This window comes from Blautia argi, assembly GCF_003287895.1.
GTDB lineage: Bacteria > Bacillota > Clostridia > Lachnospirales > Lachnospiraceae > Blautia > Blautia argi.
In genome coordinates this window covers 2853595-2875961 of record NZ_CP030280.1, presented here as the reverse complement: position 1 = coordinate 2875961, position 22367 = coordinate 2853595, and the positions used below count along the sequence as shown (strand labels likewise).

Here is a 22367-nt window from a genome sequence, read left to right as displayed (position 1 = left end):
GTGTACCCGTCAAAAGTGCTTTTGCGTTACTTTTGACAAAAGTAACAAAACCTGAGAATGTTGAAATTTACAGATGGGAGATGAAAAAATGCAGAGAACGATAAGTGCAATGGTCGGTAAAGGCTCGGTCAATCACAATAGCCGAAAGTTCCGAGCAGAAAATGTAGACGGAACTCGTACTCATCTCAATATCGACTACTGCAATGAAAATATAAAGACAGTTTATCACGAATTGTTTGATGAAGCATTGGAAAGATACAATGCCAAGCAGATAAGGTCAGACCGAAAGATAAAAGATTATTATGAAAAAATCCGAAGTTCCAAGCAGGAAAAACCGTTCCACGAAATCATTTTACAGGTGGGCGGTAAGGGAAATATGAACGCCGATACGGAAAACGGAGAACTGGCAAAGCAGATTTTAGATGAATACTATCAGGGTTTTCAGGAGCGAAATCCACAGCTTCGGGTGTTCTCGGCTCATCTGCATATGGATGAAGCTACACCACATCTGCACATAGATTTTGTACCTTTTACCACAGGCAGCAAGCGTGGACTTGATACAAGAGTGTCACTAAAGCAGGCTCTTGCAACGCAAGGTTTTAAGGGCGGCAGTCGTGGCGATACGGAGTGGTCGCAATGGATACAGTCCGAAAAAGAACAGCTTGCGGCGGTGATGGAACGTTATGGGATTGAGTGGGAACATTTAGGCACACACGAAAAACATCTTTCTGTTTTGGATTATAAAAAGCAGGAAAGAGAAAAAGAAGTGGCGGCATTAGGTGCGAAAATCGAGCAGAAACAGATTGAATTTGATGTGTTGTCGGAACGAGTATTGAACTATGATAAGGCAAAAGACGAGCTGTCAAATCTTGAAATAGAGCTTGATACTGCACCGAAATATCAGTTGCCAGAACCAGAGAAATTTATGACTGCAAAGGCATATAAAACCAAAATGGCAGAGCCGGTTGTAAGGAAATTGAAGCAACTTGTCAAAACGGTGCTTGCCCGCTGCTTTGAGGGGTGGGACAACTATCATAGGCTGAATACAGCGAATGCACAGTTATACCGCACCAATCAGCGTTTGGAGAAAGTCAATGAAAGATTGACCGAAGAAAACAAAATCCTAAAAGCAGAAAATAAAGATTACAGCCTGCTCCGTAAGGTTTTTGGTCGCAAACAGATAGATGATTTGTTGGAGCAGGCAAGAACAGTTAAAGGTCGCAAGCGTGATAATACACGATCACGATAGACAAAAATCACAGGAGGAAAAGGAAAATGACAAAGACAATTTTTGAAGAAATGGGCGGAACTTATAGACAGGTGGGTGATTATTTATTGCCGAACATCACAGTACCAGCCGAAGAAGAAATAGAGCCGATTGGTTTATGGGGGAAACGACATGCAAGGCATTTAAAGGAACACTATAAAGTGTTATATATGAACCTGCTGACAAGCGGAAAGCTGCATAGTTATCTTGCAGAAGTCGATAAGCAAGCAGAGGATATGTTTCTTCGACTGGTAAAGGAATATGCCGACAGACAAGATGTGACGGAACAATTAAAGAAAGATAATCCCTACGAATGGATTGGAAGAATGAATAATATTCAGGCTTGTGTGAGGGAAGTTGTAGGAACGGAGTTGATTTACACATAAGCGTTTTACGGTATGGTGCTCCTGCGTTTGCTGGAGTGCTGTGGTTGTGGTTGTAAAGAGGTTGTGAAAGATTGAATTTCGTAATGGTTGGATGTATAATTAGGAAGTGAAAATTTTAATTTGCACTTCCATAAGGTGAAATGTATTGACAAAAAAAATACAGTATGATAGTATTGCCATTAGAAGAAAGAAAGGCACATTTTGTGTAAGGTGAGGAAATGATTAATAGATAATTTGATTTAAGTAAGACACATATAGTTATTGAGCCTGTAGAGAATAGGTTTGTTTTGTGTACGCTTAAGTTGGATTATCGCAAGAGGCATTTCCTTTGTTTTCCTTTTGGAAAAGAAATAAGGGTCTATTTAGCGAGTCTATTTTTGCGTATGCAAAAAAGACTCGTTTTTGTGTGTTCAAAATAATAATTGGCTCAGACTTCGAAAAGGAGAAACTTTAATGTTGCAGATAAAAAAATTAAATTTAACACATAAAAAAGACCTGAGAATAATTCTTAATGATTTCAACCTTGTGCTAAATGATGGAGATAAGGCAGTTATTATTGGAGAAGAGGGAAATGGGAAATCGACATTAATGAAGTGGATATACAATCCGTCGCTTGTAGAAAACTATATAGAAGCAGATGGGGAAAGGATAATGGGACACGAACGTCTTGGTTATCTTCCGCAGGAGATGCTCGATGAAGATAAGGAAAAAACAATATACGAATATTTTTCTGAAGAGGAAATATTCTGGGAGAAAACGCCTAAAGAATTGTCTGTTATTGCGGGAAAATTTGGAATGAAAAATGATTTTTTCTACAGTAACCAGACAATGGGTAGTCTTTCAGGAGGCGAAAAAGTCAAGACACAACTTATGAGGCTTTTCATTCGCGATGTTTCTGTGCTGTTGTTGGACGAACCTTCCAATGACATCGACATTGCGACGCTTACATTACTGGAAAAAATCATAAATGACTGGAAGCACATTGTGCTTTTTATTTCACACGATGAAACGCTGATAGAGCGTACTGCCAACATGGTGATACATATCGAGCAGATTATACGAAAAACAAAGGCGAGATATACCGTGGCAAAGCTTCCCTATAGACGCTATGTGGAAGAACGGCTTCATAAATTTGAAATCCAAAAACAGCGGGCACTGAGTGACCGTAGGGAGAAAAAGATTCGCGATGAAAAATATCAAAGAGTTATGCAGAGTGTACAAGGTGCATTAAGAAGTTGTACCAGACAAGCACCGTCTGTTGCCAAAAACTTAAAGGACAAAATGCATACGGTTAAGGCAATGGAACGAAGATTTGAAAAAGAAGATGAAAATATGACTCAGATGCCGGAACAGGAAGAAGCAATCTTTGTCAAATTAGGGGATGAAAACTCACACATTCCCGCAGGAAAAACGGTCATAGAATATGAACTTTCAAAGCTTGTGACTCCGGATGGCAAAAGAATTTTAGCAGAAGGAATTCATTTAAAAATAAAAGGTTCAGAAAAAATCTGTATGATAGGAGCCAACGGGGCAGGAAAAACGACTCTTCTAAAAAAGATAGCGGAAGAACTCCTAAATCGGAATGACATTAAAGCAGAATATATGCCTCAAACTTATGAAGACCTGCTGGATTTGGATGTTACACCGGTTGATTACCTTGATAAAACAGGAGATAAAGAAGAGCGTACAAGAATTAGAACATACCTTGGTTCACTTAAATACACACCAGATGAAATGGAGCATCCGATTCGGGAGTTATCAGGCGGACAAAAGGCGAAAGTGCTTCTCTTGAGGATGAGCTTAAGTGGTGCAAATGTTCTTATTCTGGATGAACCGACAAGAAATTTTTCACCATTGTCCGGTCCGGTAATAAGAAAAATGCTCCGAGAATTTCCGGGGGCTGTCATTAGCATTTCTCACGATAGAAAGTATATTGAAGAGGTGTGCGATAAAATATATCAGCTAAATCCTAATGGATTACAGCTAATTGGTGATTGATAACAAAAAGGATGAAAGACTGACAAATTTCAGGCTTTTAGTGAGTTGGAAAGCATACAAAGATTTGAATTTGGAGGATAGATTATGGTACGTACAGAAGATGCATGTGAAATTATAAAATATGCTTTGCAAAACGAAATTAAAGTATATTTAGATGGCGGATGGGGTGTTGATGCACTTCTTAAAAGAGAATCAAGAATACACAATGATATTGATTTGTTTGTTGAACTGAAACATTATCATGATTATATTTATGTGATTAAGCAGCATGGATTTGAGGAAGTAAATACTGATTATACAACGGATGGTCATACTGTCTGGAAAGATGATAAACAAAGAATCATTGATTTACATTGTTTTGAATTTACAGATGACGGAATTGTTTATGAGGGAGATATATTTCCATCAAAAACTTTTTCCGGTATTGGAAAAGTTGGAGATATAACTGTTTCTTGTATTGAACCATTGAGTCAGGTAATGCTTCATTTGGGATATGAACACGATAAAAATGATGTGCATGATGTGATGCTGTTGTGTGAAACATTTCAAATAGCAATACCAGATGAATATAAGGAAAAGTAAAATTTCAGTTTTGTGTTGAATCTCTAAGCAAAATAGCTTATATTTGACATGGCTACATATAGTTATTATCCACAGTATCGAGTAGGTGTTATCAATGCCGATAACAAAATGATAACATTAGCTCGTATAGGCAGGATAATATGGATATATCAAATAATCAAAAGAACGAGAAACATTACAGAGAATAATTCCTAAACAAAAAGCGTTAGTCTTTGTAGAGTTTGAATAATATATTAGAGCCAAGAAATGCCTATTTTACGGGCTTTCTTGGCTCTTCCTATGTCCGTTGACAATCAAATGACAATACTTTTTTAATATGATTGTAAATAATTTCTTCTTATTTAGCTGGGAATTGACTCTTCCAGTCTAAATATTCTTTTTCTGTAATATCTTCATTTCTGAATTTCTGGTACATATCAGCCCATGCTCCAATATGATCCAGCATATTTAAAGAATCATGTCCTTTGTCTTTAAACATGAGCTGCGGTACGCCGGATTCATCCCGGTAGGCGTGCAGACCATATTGATCCTCTAAAGCAAATAATGCGTGCATGACACTAACATAAGTATCAAAGTTTGGATCAGACATGGCGTATGGACTGATCTTTAATGAGTTTGCTATTTTTTCCAATTGTTCTGATGATGGAAAACGATTCCCAAGTTCATAATTTCTAATTGCCGATTCGCTCAATCCGGACATGATTGCCAATTCTTTCTGTGTATATCCTTGATCGATCCGGAATTTTCTTATTTTCTCACCTACTGTCATAAGAAAACACTCCTTTGCTGATTGTTACTTAAAAGTATAGCATAAACAGTTCAAAAATGAAATATAAAAATAAACCGTTCATTTTTGAAATTATTCTATTGACAGTACGGAAGTGAAATGTTATGATGCATATACACCGTTCGATAATGAACTGAAAAAAGAAAGGAGGGATATAGATGGCTAGTAAATTATTTATATCAGCAAAAGAAGTAGCGAAAGAATTAGAAGTATCTGATTCCTATGCGTATCGTTTGATCCGTCAGTTAAATGCTGAATTGGAGCAAAAAGGTTTCGTTGTTGTCAAAGGAAAAATCAGCCGTAAATATTTTGAAGAACGAGTTTACGGTATGAACGAAATGAAATAGCAGGAGGTGATGTTTTGACAGTAATCAAAAACCCAAAATCAAATACTTATGAGGTAAGAACCTATTATAAGGACTGGACCGGCGTAAGAAAGCAGAAGACGAAAAGAGGATTTAAACGCAAATGTGATGCCCAGGAATGGGAAAGAGCGTTTAAATTAAAGGAGAATTTGAGTCTGGATATGTATTTTGAAGATTTCGTAGATCTTTATCTGAATGATATCAAATCCAGAATCAAATATAATACCTGGCTGACGAAAAAGCATATTGTAGAAAAAAAGATTCTCCCATATTTTTCGAAAAAGAAGTTGCAGGAAATAAAACCTTCCGATATTCGACAGTGGCAGAACACCATGATGAACTATCGAAATAAACAAGGAGAAGGCTATTCAAAGGTCTATCTAAAGACCATCCATAATCAGCTGAGTGCAATTTTGAATCATGCAGTTAATTTCTATGATTTGAAAAGCAATGCTGCACGCAAGGCAGGATCTATGGGAAAAGAAAGAACAAAAGAGATGCTTTTCTGGACAAAAGAAGAGTATATGAAGTTCATTGAAGCGGTGGCGGATAAGCCAATCTCCTTTTATGCATTTGAAATCTTATATTGGTGTGGAGTGCGTATGGGAGAGTTGTTAGCACTGACACCGGCAGATTTCGATTTTCAGGCTTGTACTATCCGGATCAATAAGTCTTATCAAAGATTAGAGGGGAAGGATATTATTACGGATCCTAAGACTGTGAAGAGTAATCGTATGATCACCATGCCGGAATTTTTAAGCGAAGAATTAGAAGCGTATATAGGAATGCTGTATGGTTTAAATGAAAATGACAGGATATTCCAAATTTCAAAAAGCTATCTTCATCATGAAATGGATCGTGGTGTGAAGTTGTCAGGAGTGAAGAGAATACGAATCCATGATTTACGACATTCTCACGTGTCATTGTTGATTAATATGGGATATTCTGCGGTGGCAATTGGAGAAAGGGTAGGGCATGAAAGTGTGGAAATCACATATCGATATGCGCATTTATTCCCGACAATCCAAACAGAAATGGCGGAAAATCTAAATCAGGAAAGAGAGGAATATCTGGATGAGTGAAAAAAATAGGGATAACAAGAATCGGTGGCGTAATGTGACCATAGCGTTTCGAATGTCTCCGGAAGAAAATAAAGAGCTAGATTTAAGAGTAAAGATTTGTGGATACCAGACGAGACAAGAATATATCATTGAAAGTGTTTTACATCAAAAAGTCACAGCAGTAGGAAATCCGTTGATGTTAGTACAGTTTAGAAAACAGCTTCGAGGGATTGAAGAGGAACTAAAAAGGTTAACTACATTAGAGGATGCCGATGAAGAGTTGTTTACACCTATTCGAACAATGTTGGAGATATTAAATGCATTTGCAGAAGAAAGAAACTATGAAAGAAGGAAAAAAGAAAAAGCCCAGAAATAATCTGAGCAAGTTCCCTGATTATCAGAATAACTGATATACCATCCTAACAACTTGAGTATATCACAAAATTGTTGTTGCAACAATTGTTAAATTCTGTTTGCCAGGGACTTGCCCGGTTGGGCAGGAGGTGGAAATGGAAGATAATTATAGAGAAGTAAAAAAGGCAGAACCATGCCTGAAATTGATCCACATGGATCAGGTTGAAGTGGAAGAAATCGAATGGCTCTTTTATCCCTTCATACCATATGGGAAGGTCACCATTATTCAGGGAGATCCTGGAGAGGGGAAGACTACGGTAGTGTTGCAGATCATTGCAAAGTTAACAAAAGGAGAAGCAATATTAAGTGAAACAAGCGAAGGAAAATCCGAAGAGACAGGTGTAGAGCCAATCAATGTGATTTATCAAACAGCTGAAGATGGATTGGGCGATACGATCAAACCGAGATTGTTAGCGGCAGGGGCAGATTGTTCCAGAGTTTTGGTAATTGATGACCAGGATCAGCCATTAACAATGGTAGATGCAAGGTTGGAAGAAGCAATCATACAGACGAAAGCAAGACTTGTAGTATTAGATCCAATTCAAGGCTTTCTAGGGGCTGGTGTTGATATGCATAGGGCAAATGAGATTCGTCCATTGATGAAAAGAATCTCTGTATTAGCAGAGAAATATCAATGTGCCATTATTCTGATCGGTCATATGAATAAGAATAGTAATGGAAAATCATCCTATCGTGGATTGGGTTCTATTGACTTTCAAGCGGCAGCAAGAAGCGTGTTGATTGTTGGAAGAGTGAAAGATGAACCGGAAATCCGAGTGATCTGTCATGTAAAGAGTTCTCTTGCTCCGGAAGGAGATGCTATCGCCTTTCGATTAGACAAAGAAAAAGGATTTCATTGGATTGGAAAATATGACATCAGTGCAGAGGACTTATTGTCTGGTGATGGGCGAGGGCAAAAGATCCGAAGTGCGAAAGAATTTTTAAAAGAGATCTTAGCAAATGGATCAATGGAACAGGCAAAAATAGCGGAAGAAGCAGAAGAACGAGGAATTAAAAAGAAAAACACTTTGGAATGCGAAGAAGGAATTACAGATTGATTCTGTGAAGATAGGGAATAAATGGTTCTGGATGTTACAAGAAGAGTAAAGGAAGATGGCAAGATTACCATATCTTAAAGAATAGGGAATCTTGCCACCTTGATTAAAAAGGAGTGAAGTGATGAAAAAAGTACAGATTGATTATGAACTGTTTCGAAAATTGATCTTTTATCATCTGGGTTCAGATGATCAGTATGAAGAAGATATTCGAAATGGCTTGGAAGAAAAATTGGATGCATTAGTCAGACATGAACTCTATACGAAGTATAAGACGGCTCCTTCTGAGGAAGAGCAGGAGAAAGCACGACAGGAATATTTAGATAAGCGTGGAGTGTCAGCTAGTTATCGATGGTGATGTTTGTTTGGGGAATATAGAACAGGAGCGTGGCACGCACCTGTGAATATCAAACAAGGAGAATTGCTGTGTGGTGTAGCCGATACAGTACTGGCTGATTTGAAAGCTCCCGGCAGGGCGCAAGGATACTTTTGATGGACGTTAGGCTGTCGAAAGTGCTTTTGCGTTACTTTTGACAAAAGTAACAAAACATGATCGCCATATCTGGCGTTTTAAAATGAAGGAAAGGAGATTTATTGAAGAGGACAATTAGTTTTATGACAGGGAAAGGCTCCCTGAACCATAACAGTAGAAAATTTCATGCAAAGAATACGGATCCGAACAGAACCCATTGGAACGTTGAATATTGTAATGAAGATATCAAAGATGTATATCATGAATTGTTTGATGATGCCTTGAAGCGTTACAACGATAAGCAGACTCGGAAAGATCGTAAGATCGATGATTACTACGAAAAGATACGTTCCGGGAAACAAGAAAAATTATTTCATGAGGTTATCCTTCAGATCGGTGATAAAGACAATATGGGATCAGAAACGATGGAAGGACAACTTGCTGCAAAGATATTAGATGAATACATGAAAGGATTTCAGGAACGGAATCCTACGTTGCGAGTATTTGCTGCTCATCTGCATTTAGACGAAGCAACGCCACATCTACATATTGATTTTATTCCCTATGTTACAGGAAGTAAGCGAGGACTTGATACAAGAGTATCTTTAAAACAAGCCTTATCGTCATTAGGATTTAAAGGTGGTTCCAGAAGTGAGACGGAGCTAAATCAATGGGTACAATCAGAAAAGGAAAAATTAGCCATGGTCATGAGGGAAAATGAGATAGAATGGGAGCAGAAAGGAACTCATGAACCACATCTTTCTGTGTTGGATTACAAGAAAAAGGTTCGAGAACAGGAAGTAGAAGAATTAACGGAACATAAGAATTTATTGGAACATGATTTGCATGATATCAGCGAATGTGTGGATGAGATCCAAAAGGAAAAAGAACAGGTAGAAAAAGAGAGAGATGCAGTAATTAAAAAGACAGAAGTGTTAGAAAAACGATTTTCTGCACTAAATTCAAAAGCTGGACTTGTTGACTCACATGCACGTGAGTATGGATATTATCCGGAAGAATGGCTGCCAGAAGCCGGAACTTTAGAGTCTGCAAAATCTTACAGGAAGAGAATATTTCCTTTGGTGAAAAAAGTTGCGAACATGATACAGGCATTGTATAGCAAATATTTAGAACTGAAAAGCAAAAATCAAAAGCTATCAGATCGAAACCTGGATCTTGAAAATCGTGTAGATCGGTTGCGAGAAGAAGTATCTGTTATAAAGAAAGAGAATGTAGCTTTGTTAAATGTGTCATATGATATGGATCGGGTTGTAGCTGTTTTGGGAAAAAATAAGGTCAAGGAAGCAATAGAAGTTGCAAAGCATTTGGAACAGGCAAATGCAAAACAAAACATCAAGAAGAAACGTATAGACAGAGATGGTAGATAGAGGGGAATGAGTTATTATAATGCTAAGTTAGAAAGAACCCAGTAAATACAAGGGTTTCGCTGACTTTTGTCCTACGAAAAAATGAGAAATACCATGATGATTTTGATGATGAGTATCGGTATCCGAGTCAAAATTGAGTGGTGAAATGGAGGTTTGCAATAATATAACTCACGGTACTTAGAATATAATATATTGATTGCCTATGTGATGTGGATTTCTTTCCCGCCCGGAAGAGTGATATGTCATGTAGCAATGATGTGAGTTGTTGTAGATGGATAAATGAATAGTTTGTTCTAGCTAACTATGCTTTCATTGTAGCGGATATAGAGAACTGTTATAATAGAAACTATAAATGAGTAAATACCAAATATTGCACAAAATAAAGACACCCGCTGTTGAATGATGTATAATTGAAGTACCAACAAACAACATACTCAAACACCAAGGGGGTGCCCGTTGCAAACAGTATACATCATTCTAACAGTATTTACAATTACTTTAAAACCTTAAAACTCGGCTTATTTTTATCCGATGTGTACCTAAACCATCTGATGACTATCATTGTTTCCGTTTTCCTCCGTGGTTACAGGGGGAAAACTGTAGATTTCGCCGAAGTAAGTAACCAGCATAGAACCACAACCGCCTATTTCCTGAACCACGGCAAGTGGAATGATTCCGCTCTCCAGGATACTTTGAAAAATGCCGTCATACAGGTTATTTATCTGGAAGCGCAACGCTCAGGACAGCCTGTTTTCTGTATTGTGGATGATACGATTGCTTCGCATACCAGGCCTTCGTTACAGGCCGGGCATCCAATTGAAGCGGCGTACTTTCATCAATCCCATTTAAAGGGCTGTCAGGATTATGGGCATCAGATTGTTTCTGTCATGCTTTCCTGTAATGGGCTCATACTGAATTATGCCGACATCCTGTATGACAAATCAAAGTCAAAGATACAGATTGTCCAGGAGATTGCGGATGAACTTCCTGTGGCACCGGTGATTTCCTATTTCCTATGCGACAGCTGGTATACCTCCGTAAAGGTAATGGAGAGTTTTATCCGGAAAGGATTTTATACGATTGGAGCGCTGAAGACCAACCGGGTCATCTATCCATGCGGAATCCGCCAGAAAGTCAGTGAGTTTGCCCTTCATTTGAGAAAAACAGACCGTGCTGTCAGCCTTGTGACCGTTGGCGGCCGTGAATTCTATGTGTATCGCTACGAAGGAGAACTCAATGATATTCCAAACGCGGTGGTTATTATCAGCTATCCCCGGGAAGCTTTTGGAAATCCGAAATCGCTGAGGGTATTTATATCCACAAATGCCGGAATATCCACACAGGAAATCCTTGACACATATACAGAACGGTGGCCAATCGAATTATTTTTCCGTCAGAGCAAAAACAAACTTGCGCTGGACAAATGTCAGATCCGCTCACGGCAGGGAATCGAGCGGTATTGGCTGATCATGTCATTGGTTCATTACATGTGCTGTATGCATTCTGGGAAATACAATACCTTCGAGGAAGGATACCGGTATTTTCAAGATCAAGTCAAAACAGAGCGAATCGGTAATCTGCACCAGTTCATAAAAAATGGCGCGTCACTTGAAGCTGTTTTGAAACTGGTAGGGTAGTTTTGTGCAAATTTCAATATTTGCTCATTTATAGATAGAAATATAAAGAAATAGGTAAATCGGAATTTCGTACATTTTTGAAATGCAATGCAGATGAGAAAGATCTGGATGAGCAGTTTGCAAAGGTATGAAACCAAGCCTGCCCTGATCGGATATACGGTGGAAGCCGAGTTTATCCGGCAAGCCATAACCGGGGCAGCCATACGTCCCATAGAGTAGTGTGATTTTCAATAATAAAACGATATAAGATTTATTTTTGATTACGAAACGAACTTGGCATCATTCCATAGTGATTTTTGAACTGTTTATAAAAATGGGTACGGTTTTTAAAGCCAAGCTGAAATGCAATCTCAGAAATCGAGAGATCCGTTTCTTTGAGCAGATCAATGGCCTTCGTTAAGCGATAGTTCATACAATAACTAGATAAGTTTAAATTGCTGTATTTTTTGATAATCCGATTGATATAATCTCCGCTATAATGCAATTTTGTTTCTAGTTCACTACGTGAAATCAATCCGTTGGAATCTTCTATCATATGGGTTGCTCTGGAAAAAATTAAAAAGTCGTTGTTGTAATCTAATTTCACATGAGTTGTGTGAAAAGCTGTTGTATCACATATAAGTCCTAAAATATTGCAAATATATCCGTCAATCAGATGGGAACTCCCAAAGGTAGGAGAAAGCATAGTTTTTGAGATGCTTTCTCCGTTTTTATACATACAGCGATGTGCAAAATCATTTCCTTGTACCGGAAATATATCAAGGAATTGCTTGTTAGACAGAACATCATTATTTTCACTTTCTTGCAAGAATTTTAAGATTGGACTGTCCAGTATCTCCTGTTCTTCTGCAAAATAGAGATTGTGCGTCTCTTTTATCATCTTAGTGATATATTCCTTGGATAGATTGAGAAAAAATACACGGAAGTTTCCATCAAATCTTTCGGCATGTCTCAAATTTCGGTTAACGATACATCCTGAACCTTTGGGATAGATACGGATAGTATTTTCAATAGAGTTTGTTACAGTCCCGTCTAAAACATACATGAATTCATAGAAATCATGTTGATGTAACACTCGATTTTGACTTGTGAAGATTGTGCTGATGTTTGGAACAATTGTGTGTTTAATGTCAGTCGGGGTAAAATTAGTCAAACTGATATATTCATTTACTTCATCCTTATAATAGGTCTCTAATACGAAACTAAATGGTGTTTCTAAATGATAATATTGATTAAAATGACTTTCTCTTCCATAGATAGTTAATGCATTTTTATAATCTTTATTAAATGATATTTTCGGCATATAAGCACCTCGATTCCCAGATATGTTACAAAGTATATCATATTCCACCAATAAATGATATTGTTGACGAATAATAATTACGATATGATTGAAACATATCATATAGAGAGCTCATGAGCCGGCAAAATGGGCATAACATTTAAGGAGGAAGTTACAATGGGAGAGAATGCTTCGCAAAAAAAATATTTAAAGTTTTATCAAAAGTTAGCTTATGGATCTGGTGATCTTGCATCAAACTGTAGTTATGGATTAGTTTCCAGCTTTTTGTTGTTGTATCTTACAAGTGTAATGGGAATGAATAGTGCTGTGATTGGTACATTGATGTTGGTATCCAAGTGTGTGGACGGAGTTACAGATGTGTTCTTTGGGAATATAATTGACCGAACACATTCTAAAATGGGAAAAGCCAGACCGTGGATGTTATATGCACAAATTGGTGTATCAGGTTGTTTGGCACTGCTTTTCTCAGTTCCGGCAGGAATGGGAAGAACTGCACAGTATGCATATTTCTTCGTATTTTATACCTGTTTAAATGCAATTTTTTATACAGCGAATGGTATTGCATATTCATCATTGACTGCATTGATTACAAAAAACCCAAATGAAAGAGTTCAACTTGGTTCATTCCGTTTCATGTTTGCAGTTGTAACAAATATTGTATTAGGATTTGCAGTAACTTCTGCAGTAAGTGCTTTTGGTGGTGGTGCAAATGGATGGAGAATGGTTGCTATTGTATTTGCAATAATTGCACTTGTTGTAAATACCATCAGTGTTCTTGCTGTGAAAGAACTTCCGGATGAGGAAGTAACTGTGAAAGAGGACGGAAAATCAGCTGAAGATAAATTAAGTTTTCTGGATACAATTAAAGTCCTTTTGAAAAATAAATATTATCTGATGATTGTTGCTATTTACATTGTGTATTATATTATGAGCAATCTTGTTACAGGATCAGGTGTTTTCTTTGCAACATATTATCTTGGAAATGAAGGAATTTATGGATTACTAAATATGATGAAAATGTTTCCGGTAATCTTTGCATTAATTATTGCACCGTTCATTATTAAAAAAGTCGGTAATATGCAGAAGGTAAATACATGGGCATATGGCATCAGTTGTGTACTTGGCATTCCACTGATTTATGCTGCAGTAACGAAAAATATCACACTTTTTCTCATTATTCTTTTCGTAAAAGGCGTATTTGCAGGATTCCTCAGTGGCTCATTGAATGCGTTTATTGCAGAGGCCAGTGCTTACACAACAAGAACAACTGGAATTCGCATGGAAGGAACGATGTACTCTTGTTCTTCTCTCGGTGTTAAAATCGGTGGTGGAATCGGTACAGCTGCAGTGGGCTGGTTATTAGCAGTGGGCGGATTTGTAAATGATGCCGCTGTTCAGACAGCAGGAGCGACAAATATGATTTTATGGATATATCTGATCATTCCGGTTCTCATCGGTGTGCTGATTACATATTTACTTTCCAGACTTGATGTAGAAAAAGCAAATCAGAAATGGGATGAAGAACATCAGAATGTATAGGAGCAGTGTGTTATGGAAAAAATAAAGTTACTAGATAATTGGAAATTCTGTAAAGGGGTGGTTTCCTCATTGAAAATCATGGAGATGTCTGGAAAGGCACCGGAGGTTGTGACCTTACCGCATGATGCAATGATTTATGAGAAACGTACCAAAGAGACAAAGAATGGAAGCCAGACAGGATTTTATCCAGGTGGAATTTATACATACTTTAAAGACATTGATGTGCCAGAAGAATGGGAAAACAGAGCTGCTATTCTGGAATTTGAGGGGATATATGAAACAGCAATGGTATATGTGAATGGGGCATTGGCGGCTACAAACCTGTATGGATACTCAGGATTCTTTGTGGATTTGAAACCATATTTGAATTACGGACAGATGAACCAGATTAAAGTCATTGCAGATAACTCAGCAGAAGAAAACTCCAGATGGTATTCTGGAAGTGGAATTTATCGAGATGTCAATCTATATCTTGGAGGATCCACTTATATTCCGCCGGAAGGTGTGAAAATTACAACGATATCTGCAGATGAAAAAATGGCAAGGTTGGAATTAGCTGTTCAGATAGAAAACATCTCCGAAGATTCCAGAGCAGATGAAGCTCAAGTGGATATTTATTATGAAGGAGCAGTAATTTGTAGTTGTAAGAAAGAAATCACAGATGAGGAATGTGGACTAAAACAGTTCACATGGAATGTGGAGATTGAACATCCACACTTATGGGATACAGAATATCCAAATCTCTATCAAATAGAAGTTACTCTTTTGAAGAATGGAGAAATTCTTGATAAACAGAAGGAACATTTTGGAATCAGAACCATTTATGTAGATGGAAAACACGGGTTCTGCCTAAATGGAAAGTCATTGAATCTGCGGGGAACTTGTTTGCATCATGATAATGGAATTATTGGTGCAGCAACGATATATGATGCGGAACGAAGAAAGATTCGTATTATCAAAGAAGCAGGATTTAACAGTATTAGAAGTTCTCATCATCCAATCAGCAAGGCAATGCTGGATATCTGTGATGAAATGGGGATTATCGTTATGGATGAACTGTTTGATATGTGGACGGTTCATAAAAACAGCCATGATTTTGCCTTACATTTCTTAGATGAATGGGAAAAAGTTACGACCAGAATGGTAAACAAGGACTATAACCATCCGTGTGTAGCAATCTATTCCATCGGAAATGAAATATCCGAGCTCGGAACAACGCGTGGAGTTGAAATCAGCCGGATGCTTTGTAAGAAACTACATGAACTAGATGATACACGATTTACGACTTGTGGCGTGAATGGGTTAAATGCGGCAGGAGCCAGACTATTTGAAATTATGAGAGATGTGGCTCCATTGATTAAACGAAAAGATGAAGGGAATAGCGGTGACAATCAAGGGCAATCCATGGGAAGCAATGCACTCAATGGAATCATGGAGTTCATGTCTGGTGAGGCAGGAGACGCATTTGCAGCACATCCTAAATTATCAGAAGCTATTGCAGGAGTAAGTGATGCGACAGATATTGTAGGATTAAATTACATGACAGGACGCCATGTGTTAGAGGCACAGCTACATCCGAATAAAGCGGTAGTGGGAACGGAAACATTTCCAGCAGATATATTCAGATTGTGGACATTGGTAGAGGATTATTCTCATATTATAGGAGATTTTACCTGGACAGGATATGATTATCTCGGAGAAGCAGGCTGTGGTATTTTTTATTACGATGGAACAAAGAATTTTGGCAGTGTCTATCCGGATCGTCTGGCATATATTGGGGATATCACAATTACAGGGGTACGAAGACCAATCAGTTATTATCGTGAAGTTGTATATGGATTAAGGCATGAACCATATATTGCGGTTGAACGAGTTGATCGTAATGGACAGACTCCATCGAAAACTCCGTGGATGTTTAAAGATAATATTTCCAGCTGGACGTGGACTGGATACGAAGGTACTTCTGCAAGTGTCGATGTCTATTCTGACGCAGAAGAAGTAGAACTCTTTCTGAACGATGAGAGTCTGGGGAGAAAAAAAGCTGGAAAAGAAAACCAATATATGGCTGAATTTACCGTGCCGTATCAAGCAGGAACATTGATGGCAATTGACTATGTGAATGGAATGGAACGGGGACGATATTCATTGGAAACAGCTAAGAAATCAACAACTCTTGATGTGAAAATGGATAAAAAAGTGCTTACTGCCAATGGACAAGATCTGTGTTATCTGAACATTACGCTTTGTGATGAAAGTGGAAAAACGAACCAGCAAGAAATAAAACAGATTACGGTATCTGTTGATGGTGCAGGTAAATTACAAGGTCTTGGAAGTAGTAATCCGTCTAATGAAGAAGATTATTTTGACAGATGTTGTAATACATTTGATGGAGATGCGATGGCATGTGTAAGAGCCGGACATGAATCTGGAATCATTACAGTAACAATTTCAGCAAATGGATGCGAAGATGTAGTAAGAAAAATAGAAGTGAGCTAGCGGCATGAAAAAGCTATATAAGAAAATAGTTTCATTAGTAATGAGTGCGCTTTTAGCAGTAATGGTTTTGCCGGTAACAACTCATGCATCAAATCAGCAAGATAATGATATTGTATACGGTGCGGATATTGGGTGGTTAAGTCAAATGGAAAATCAGGGGATACAATATTTGAATGAGGACGGAAATGTCGATGATGCGTTGTCTGTGTTAAAGAATAAAGGCATTAATGCGGTTCGATTAAGGGTTTTTGTAAATCCGGAGACAGATTTTGTTTGGACAAAACCTGATGGAACAACATGTCTTTTGGGATATTGTGATACTCAAGGGTTGTTATATACTGCGCAAAGAGCCAAAAATCTAGGTATGAAAATCATGCTTGTATTTCATTATAGTGACCATTTTGCAGATCCTTTATGCCAGGATATACCTGAACAATGGTCGGGGGCTTCAGCAAAAGAAATTGAAAAATATGTATATGATTATACATACTATATAATGAATTTTTTGGGAGAAAATGGAATAACTCCTGAATGGGTGCAGGTTGGCAACGAAGTGAGCTATGGTGTTCTATATCCCTATGGAAGTAATCAAACGGGTGATTTCGAGCAACTTACGGCATTTTTAAATAGTGGATATGATGCAGTGAAGGCTGTAAGCCCGAATTCAAAAGTAGTTACACATTTGACACATGGAAGTGGTATTTTACATTTTGAATGGTTTTTTAGTAATTTTATTACAAAATGCGGAGGAAAAACCGATGTAGTAGGACTTTCCTACTACCCGTATTGGACAGGTGGAGATGAGATTGAAAATGTTGCAGTAAATCTATACAATATGGCAACAAAATACGAGAAAGAAGTAATGATTTGTGAAACTGGCGAGGTGGAAACTGATGCAGCTAAAACCTATGAACTGCTTCGTAAAGAAATAAATGCCTTGAATACTGTGCCTGGAAATAAAGGCATTGGCGTTTTCTATTGGGAACCAGAAGCAAATTCACAGTATTTACCAGATGGTTACACATTAGGTGCGACTGAAGAAGTTTCTTCAAATACACTTAGATTTACAGATGCTTTAAATGCTTTCAAAACGGGTACGACATTCTTATCAAATGAGTGCTCATATGAGTTTTATAACGTGAATAGTCAGAAAGCATTTAACGTATGTCAGGGGTCCCAGGATAACAATGCGAGTATAGAACAATATACGTATGGTGGATGGAACAGCCCAAAATGGATATTTGAGCAGGTAGATGGAAACTATTATATTATAAAGAACAAGAACAGTGGTCTTGTTTTGGATGTGAATTCTATGTCCACGCAGGTGGGGGCATCTATTATACAGTATGAATATAATCAAGGATGGAACCAGATGTGGGAAGTGATTGAAAAGGATGATGGTTCATATGCTTTAAAAAATCGATTGAGTGGATTGTATTTAGGCGTTAGAAATAATTCTTCAGCAGATGGTGAGTGGTGTCAGCAAACAAATTTAAGTGAAAGTGGAACATCCTGGTATCTAGTTGTGACGGAATAATAAACTATATTCATGAGATTGTTTATTGTATAAAGATAATCTTGAAGCGTCCTAGGAAGGAAAAACTTCTCAAATCATGGGGCTATCGGTTAATACCGATTTTTAGGCTCTAAATCTTAAAATATGAATCTCCCGTAGAAATCAGTATTTTTAATACTTGAACTTCTTCGGGAGATTTGTATTTTCTAGTTTCTGTATGTATTTTAGGGCGCAAAAATCCTTTAACTGCATTTTGGAAGCATTCTACAATACGAAACGAATTCATAGTCACTGTGATTATATGTCACCAAACGATTATGAAGAGCTGTATCGTAGGCTTCAGCAAGATGAATTGCAGCTGGCAGGTTAAGATGAGGAAAACCTCATTTTAACTTGTACTAAATCTTGACATAGGACCAAGAATATAATAATTTGTTATATATGATTAAGGATGATGAGTAATGCAGAATTTTCGACTTGTGGACTTTAACAACATCGAAATTTGGTGGGAGGTGTTATACAAATGAAACTGGCAGACTTATCAACTGGACCAGACTGGGTAGTATATGTTGGATTTATAATATTTGCTGTACTTTCCATAGTTTTGATTTCTGGACATGGAAGTTGGTTAATTTCCGGATATAATACAGCTTCAAAAGAAGAAAAGGCAAAATATAATGAAAAAAAGCTATGCAGAACAATGGGAATTGGAATGTCTGTTATAGCAATTCTTCTATTAATTATGGGGGTGTTTGAAAATATTTTACCGGCATTTTTTGTGTATATTGCATTGGGTATTATTTTAGCTGATGTTGTGATAATTATTGTCTTGGGAAATACAATATGTAGAAGGTGACAAATTTGAATTTATGGAGGAGGAAGTATATGAGTAACAAAGGAATTATAATTTTGGTAATTATATGGATGCTTTTTTCTTTAGTTTGGTTTTTGGCAGGAAATACTGTAAAGGGAATTATATGGCTATGTGTCGGAGTTATTGCCGTAATCATTGCATTAATAAGGAATAGTAAATAAATTTCAGCTAGCAGGGGAATGGAAGTGCTTTATGAATATTATAGTATTTAAGACTATTAGTTGATTTTAATCTATAGCATATTACTGACAATAAAATGACAATACAATTAGATGAAAACATAGCGAATCCATACAAAACAGTTCAAAAATGAACTGTTTTGGAACTGGAACAACGGGAATACACTACAAAGCAAATAGAACTTTGCGAGTTCGAATAACGGACAGAAAACCTCGGATGCCCATTTTACAAGGGCTTCCGAGGTTTCTTTATGCCTGTTGGTTCTATCTTGGCTCTAATTGATATTACTGTATATAAACGTTCAGTGTTAGAAGCTATGTAGAAGAAAAAATTCCAAAAATAGTAAGCGCTTAAATCTTGGGCAGCTTTACTGTCTACGTTTTTAAACTCATAATGATAGTAAATAGATTTTTACTACACTCCGCTTGATAGGAGATAGAAATTTACTACATTTGGAGGTTTCATTATGAGTAATAAACGTGCTCCAGGACGTTCCTTGGATGAATGGATGGAACTGGTAACCGAATGCAGACAAAGCGGCCTGACAGATGCTGCATGGTGTAATGAACACGGGATATCTCCCAGCTGTTTTTACAATGCAGTTACCCGTCTCCGCAAAAAAGCCTGTCAGATACCGGATCCAGTTGGAAAAGCCAGCACTCTTGACCTTACGTTCCATAAACAGGATGTAGTCCAGATTGCTATAGAACCGGAGTCTTCTCCAGCAGGACTGATTCCAGATAATGGAAACAGTCCTATGCACCTTGACAATTCACATACGATTGAAATCGAAGCAGACGGATTGCTTATACGAATGAGTAATGAGATCAAACCGGTACTTCTGAAGATGCTTATGGATACGCTGAAGGAGTCATTATGTTAGCGGATATCTCAAGTGTTGATGCAATCTATATCGTCTGCGGCAGAACAGATATGCGCAAGTCCATTGATGGATTGTGTGCGATTATCCAGGAACAGTTTTCGATGGATATTGACCATGCACTTTTTCTTTTCTGCGGCCGTAGATGCGACCGTATCAAAGCCATTTTAAAAGAACCTGACGGGATCGTTATGATCTATAAAAGGCTGACCGCCCAGGGATCTTACCGGTGGCCCAGGAATAAATCTGAAGTCCGGAATCTTACATGGCGGGAGTTCGACTGGCTGATGTCCGGCCTTGATATTGAGCAGCCAAAAGCGATTAAGTCAACATGAAAAAGATGCACATAAAACTCGCATTTTTCGCTGTATTTTCAGCACTTTCAAGTCCTGGTAAATCCGCTGTTTTGCTGGGAAAAGTCCCTGTTTTCTGGTATAATGGAAACATCAGAAACAGGAGGAAAAAGCAGTGGCAGACGGTTCTAAAGATATCCAGCTCCGTGAGCTGAAGGACATGATAAACGATCTCAAAAAGATGATAAAAACACTTCAGGCAACTGTCGATGCTGCCAATAAACGGGAAGAGGCTCTTACCCAGGAACGGGATAACCTGAAAGAAGAGATAGACCTTCTCCGTAAAAAACTGTTTGGCACCTCCAGCGAAAAAAGAACCATCGATATTCCAGGCTAGTTAAACTTTTTCAATGAAGCGGAACTGGAACAGGATCCAGAAGCTGCAAAAGCAGAGGATCTTGAAGCACTTCTTCCGGAAAAAACAGCAAAAAAACGAAAAGCAAGAGCTACAGATGCTGAACGGTTTAAGGGAGTTCCTGTTGAGAAAAAGTATCTGGAACTTTCTGAGGAAGAGAAACTCTGCCCTGCCTGTGGCACCCCGCTGAAAGAAATCGGGGAAGAGTTTGTCCGCCGGGAGCTGGTTTTTGTACCGGCAAAACTGAAAGTATATGAATACTATAGTAAGAACTATGAGTGTCCGCAGTGCAAACTTCAGGATATTCCGGTCATCAAAAAAGGAAAAGATGGCAGAGCCCATATGCTTTATGGAATGGCTTCTGCCGGAACAGTTGCCTGGGTAATGTACCAGAAGTTTTGTAATGGTCTCCCATACTACCGTCAGGAAAAGGACTGGAAACAGTATGGCGTAGAGCTCACCAGAGCTACTATGGCAAACTGGGTGATCCGGAATTCCGAAGCGTTTTTTCTTCCTATGTACGAATACTTCCACAGGAAACTTCTGGAACGTGGATTCGCGATGGCAGATGAAACGCCACTTCAGGTTCTGCATGAACCGGAACGCCGCGCTCAGACAAAGTCATATATGTGGCTGTTCCGCAGCGGTGAAGACGGAGGACTACCTATTATCCTCTATAAATATTCGGAAACCCGAGCCGGAGACAATGCTGTAGATTTTCTTCACGGCTTCAAGGGTTATCTGATGTGCGATGGCTATAGTGGGTACAATAAAGTTCCAGATGCCAAACGCACAGCCTGCTGGGCACACATCAGAAGATATCTGGCAGATGCCATTCCCAAGGGAAAAGCTTTGGATTATGCCCAGCCATCCGTACAGGGAATGCTGTACATTAACCAGCTCTTCCATCTGGAAGATGTGATCAGATCAAAGTATTCTTCCTTCGATGCTATCAAAAAGGCGCGTCTTGAAAAAGAAAAGCCGGTAGTAGAAGGCTTTTTGTCGTGGCTTGATCAGCAGAACCCTGCCCGTGGAAGCAGAATGGATAAAGCTGTCACCTACATTCAGAACCGCCGCTCCTATCTGTCCACCTATCTGGAAGATGGCCGTTGCAGTTTTTCTAATAATCTCAGCGAAAATGCGATCCGTCCATTTACAGTAGGCCGTAAAAACTGGTTGTTCTGTGACACACCAAATGGAGCCCAGGCCAGTGCTGTTGTGTACACTATGGTAGAAATGGCAAAAGCCAATGGAGTAAACGTCTATCACTATCTTGCTTATCTGCTGGAAAAAGTGCCTAATGATAGGATGAGCGATGATGAATTAGAACTTCTGGCTCCATGGAACGAAACTGTCAAAGCTGAAATCGAACATCGTGTAAACGAATCAAATCAATTATATGTGAATTGTCAAGGTGCTCCGGCTACTGAAAAGTAGTCGGGGATTTTTTCTATCATAC

General features: G+C 38.3%; 19 protein-coding genes and 2 pseudogenes. 19 read left to right on the top strand and 2 right to left on the bottom strand.

Going from position 1 to position 22367, the window contains the following annotated elements; genetic code table 11:
- Nucleotides 1-109: 109 nt before the first annotated feature.
- The 4 genes from DQQ01_RS13975 to DQQ01_RS13960 all read left to right on the top strand — a co-directional run bounded on the left by DQQ01_RS13975 (nucleotide 110) and on the right by DQQ01_RS13960 (nucleotide 4233).
- The gene (locus DQQ01_RS13975) at nucleotides 110-1249 is read left to right on the top strand and encodes a plasmid recombination protein (RefSeq protein WP_019190307.1); all 1140 of its coding nucleotides are present in this window, start codon (nucleotides 110-112) and stop codon (nucleotides 1247-1249) included.
- A 26-nt stretch (nucleotides 1250-1275) separates the two neighbouring features.
- Entirely contained in the window at nucleotides 1276-1653 is a 378-nt protein-coding gene (locus DQQ01_RS13970; protein WP_009247523.1) for a TnpV protein, read from the top strand.
- A gap of 453 nt (nucleotides 1654-2106) precedes the next feature.
- On the top strand, nucleotides 2107-3651 hold the full coding sequence (locus DQQ01_RS13965; RefSeq protein ID WP_009247522.1) for an ATP-binding cassette domain-containing protein: 1545 nt from the start codon (nucleotides 2107-2109) through the stop codon (nucleotides 3649-3651).
- 84 nt (nucleotides 3652-3735) lie between these two features.
- Nucleotides 3736-4233, top strand: a complete 498-nt coding sequence (locus DQQ01_RS13960) for a nucleotidyltransferase domain-containing protein (protein ID WP_009247521.1) — start codon at nucleotides 3736-3738, stop codon at nucleotides 4231-4233.
- 337 nt (nucleotides 4234-4570) lie between these two features.
- Here the strand turns inward: DQQ01_RS13960 and DQQ01_RS13955 are convergent, their stop codons facing one another.
- On the bottom strand, nucleotides 4571-5002 hold the full coding sequence (locus DQQ01_RS13955; RefSeq protein ID WP_111920502.1) for a helix-turn-helix domain-containing protein: 432 nt from the start codon (nucleotides 5000-5002) through the stop codon (nucleotides 4571-4573).
- A gap of 176 nt (nucleotides 5003-5178) precedes the next feature.
- Here DQQ01_RS13955 and DQQ01_RS13950 point away from each other — a divergent pair, with 176 nt between their 5' ends.
- From DQQ01_RS13950 to DQQ01_RS13920, 7 genes and pseudogenes are all read left to right on the top strand, one after another.
- Nucleotides 5179-5367: a hypothetical protein gene (locus tag DQQ01_RS13950; protein WP_003019365.1), complete on the top strand. Its 189-nt coding sequence runs from the start codon at nucleotides 5179-5181 to the stop codon at nucleotides 5365-5367.
- Nucleotides 5368-5381: 14 nt separating this feature from the next.
- A complete protein-coding gene (locus tag DQQ01_RS13945; protein ID WP_111920501.1) occupies nucleotides 5382-6467 on the top strand; it encodes a site-specific integrase in 1086 nt (361 codons plus the stop codon).
- Nucleotides 6460-6822 (top strand): plasmid mobilization protein, encoded by a 363-nt coding sequence (locus tag DQQ01_RS13940; RefSeq protein WP_003019358.1) that lies wholly within the window; start codon nucleotides 6460-6462, stop codon nucleotides 6820-6822. The genes DQQ01_RS13945 and DQQ01_RS13940 overlap by 8 nt, the downstream gene beginning before the upstream one ends.
- Nucleotides 6823-6955: 133 nt before the next feature.
- Nucleotides 6956-7967 (top strand): annotated as a pseudogene (locus tag DQQ01_RS13935) (AAA family ATPase).
- Nucleotides 7968-8039: 72 nt separating this feature from the next.
- Complete coding sequence (locus tag DQQ01_RS13930; RefSeq protein WP_003019356.1) at nucleotides 8040-8273, top strand: hypothetical protein; 234 nt, start codon at nucleotides 8040-8042, stop codon at nucleotides 8271-8273.
- A 257-nt stretch (nucleotides 8274-8530) separates the two neighbouring features.
- On the top strand, nucleotides 8531-9775 hold the full coding sequence (locus tag DQQ01_RS13925) for a plasmid recombination protein (RefSeq protein WP_111920500.1): 1245 nt from the start codon (nucleotides 8531-8533) through the stop codon (nucleotides 9773-9775).
- A gap of 551 nt (nucleotides 9776-10326) precedes the next feature.
- Nucleotides 10327-11412, top strand: a complete 1086-nt coding sequence (locus DQQ01_RS13920) for a transposase (protein WP_111917880.1) — start codon at nucleotides 10327-10329, stop codon at nucleotides 11410-11412.
- A gap of 250 nt (nucleotides 11413-11662) precedes the next feature.
- Here DQQ01_RS13920 and DQQ01_RS13915 read toward each other — a convergent pair whose 3' ends face one another.
- Nucleotides 11663-12715, bottom strand: a complete 1053-nt coding sequence (locus tag DQQ01_RS13915; RefSeq protein WP_052530472.1) for a helix-turn-helix domain-containing protein — start codon at nucleotides 12713-12715, stop codon at nucleotides 11663-11665.
- A gap of 156 nt (nucleotides 12716-12871) precedes the next feature.
- Between DQQ01_RS13915 and DQQ01_RS13910 the strand changes: the two genes are divergently transcribed.
- The 8 genes and pseudogenes from DQQ01_RS13910 to tnpC all read left to right on the top strand — a co-directional run bounded on the left by DQQ01_RS13910 (nucleotide 12872) and on the right by tnpC (nucleotide 22345).
- On the top strand, nucleotides 12872-14254 hold the full coding sequence (locus DQQ01_RS13910; RefSeq protein WP_040351280.1) for an MFS transporter: 1383 nt from the start codon (nucleotides 12872-12874) through the stop codon (nucleotides 14252-14254).
- 12 nt (nucleotides 14255-14266) lie between these two features.
- Nucleotides 14267-16750 (top strand): glycoside hydrolase family 2 protein, encoded by a 2484-nt coding sequence (locus DQQ01_RS13905; RefSeq protein WP_111920499.1) that lies wholly within the window; start codon nucleotides 14267-14269, stop codon nucleotides 16748-16750.
- A 4-nt stretch (nucleotides 16751-16754) separates the two neighbouring features.
- Nucleotides 16755-18287, top strand: coding sequence for a glycosyl hydrolase 53 family protein (locus DQQ01_RS13900; RefSeq protein ID WP_111920498.1), 1533 nt, complete (start codon nucleotides 16755-16757; stop codon nucleotides 18285-18287).
- A gap of 502 nt (nucleotides 18288-18789) precedes the next feature.
- Nucleotides 18790-19122, top strand: coding sequence for a DUF3784 domain-containing protein (locus tag DQQ01_RS13890; protein ID WP_015542405.1), 333 nt, complete (start codon nucleotides 18790-18792; stop codon nucleotides 19120-19122).
- A 29-nt stretch (nucleotides 19123-19151) separates the two neighbouring features.
- On the top strand, nucleotides 19152-19301 hold the full coding sequence (locus tag DQQ01_RS16115; RefSeq protein ID WP_199797965.1) for a hypothetical protein: 150 nt from the start codon (nucleotides 19152-19154) through the stop codon (nucleotides 19299-19301).
- Between the two features lie 485 nt (nucleotides 19302-19786).
- Nucleotides 19787-20203 carry an IS66 family insertion sequence element accessory protein TnpA gene (gene tnpA, locus DQQ01_RS13885; protein ID WP_111920497.1) on the top strand — a complete coding sequence of 139 codons (417 nt, stop codon included), beginning with the start codon at nucleotides 19787-19789 and terminating at the stop codon, nucleotides 20201-20203.
- A gap of 50 nt (nucleotides 20204-20253) precedes the next feature.
- A complete protein-coding gene (gene tnpB / locus DQQ01_RS13880; RefSeq protein WP_162624330.1) occupies nucleotides 20254-20535 on the top strand; it encodes an IS66 family insertion sequence element accessory protein TnpB in 282 nt (93 codons plus the stop codon).
- 133 nt (nucleotides 20536-20668) lie between these two features.
- Nucleotides 20669-22345 (top strand): annotated as a pseudogene (tnpC, locus tag DQQ01_RS13875) (IS66 family transposase).
- Nucleotides 22346-22367: the final 22 nt, after the last annotated feature.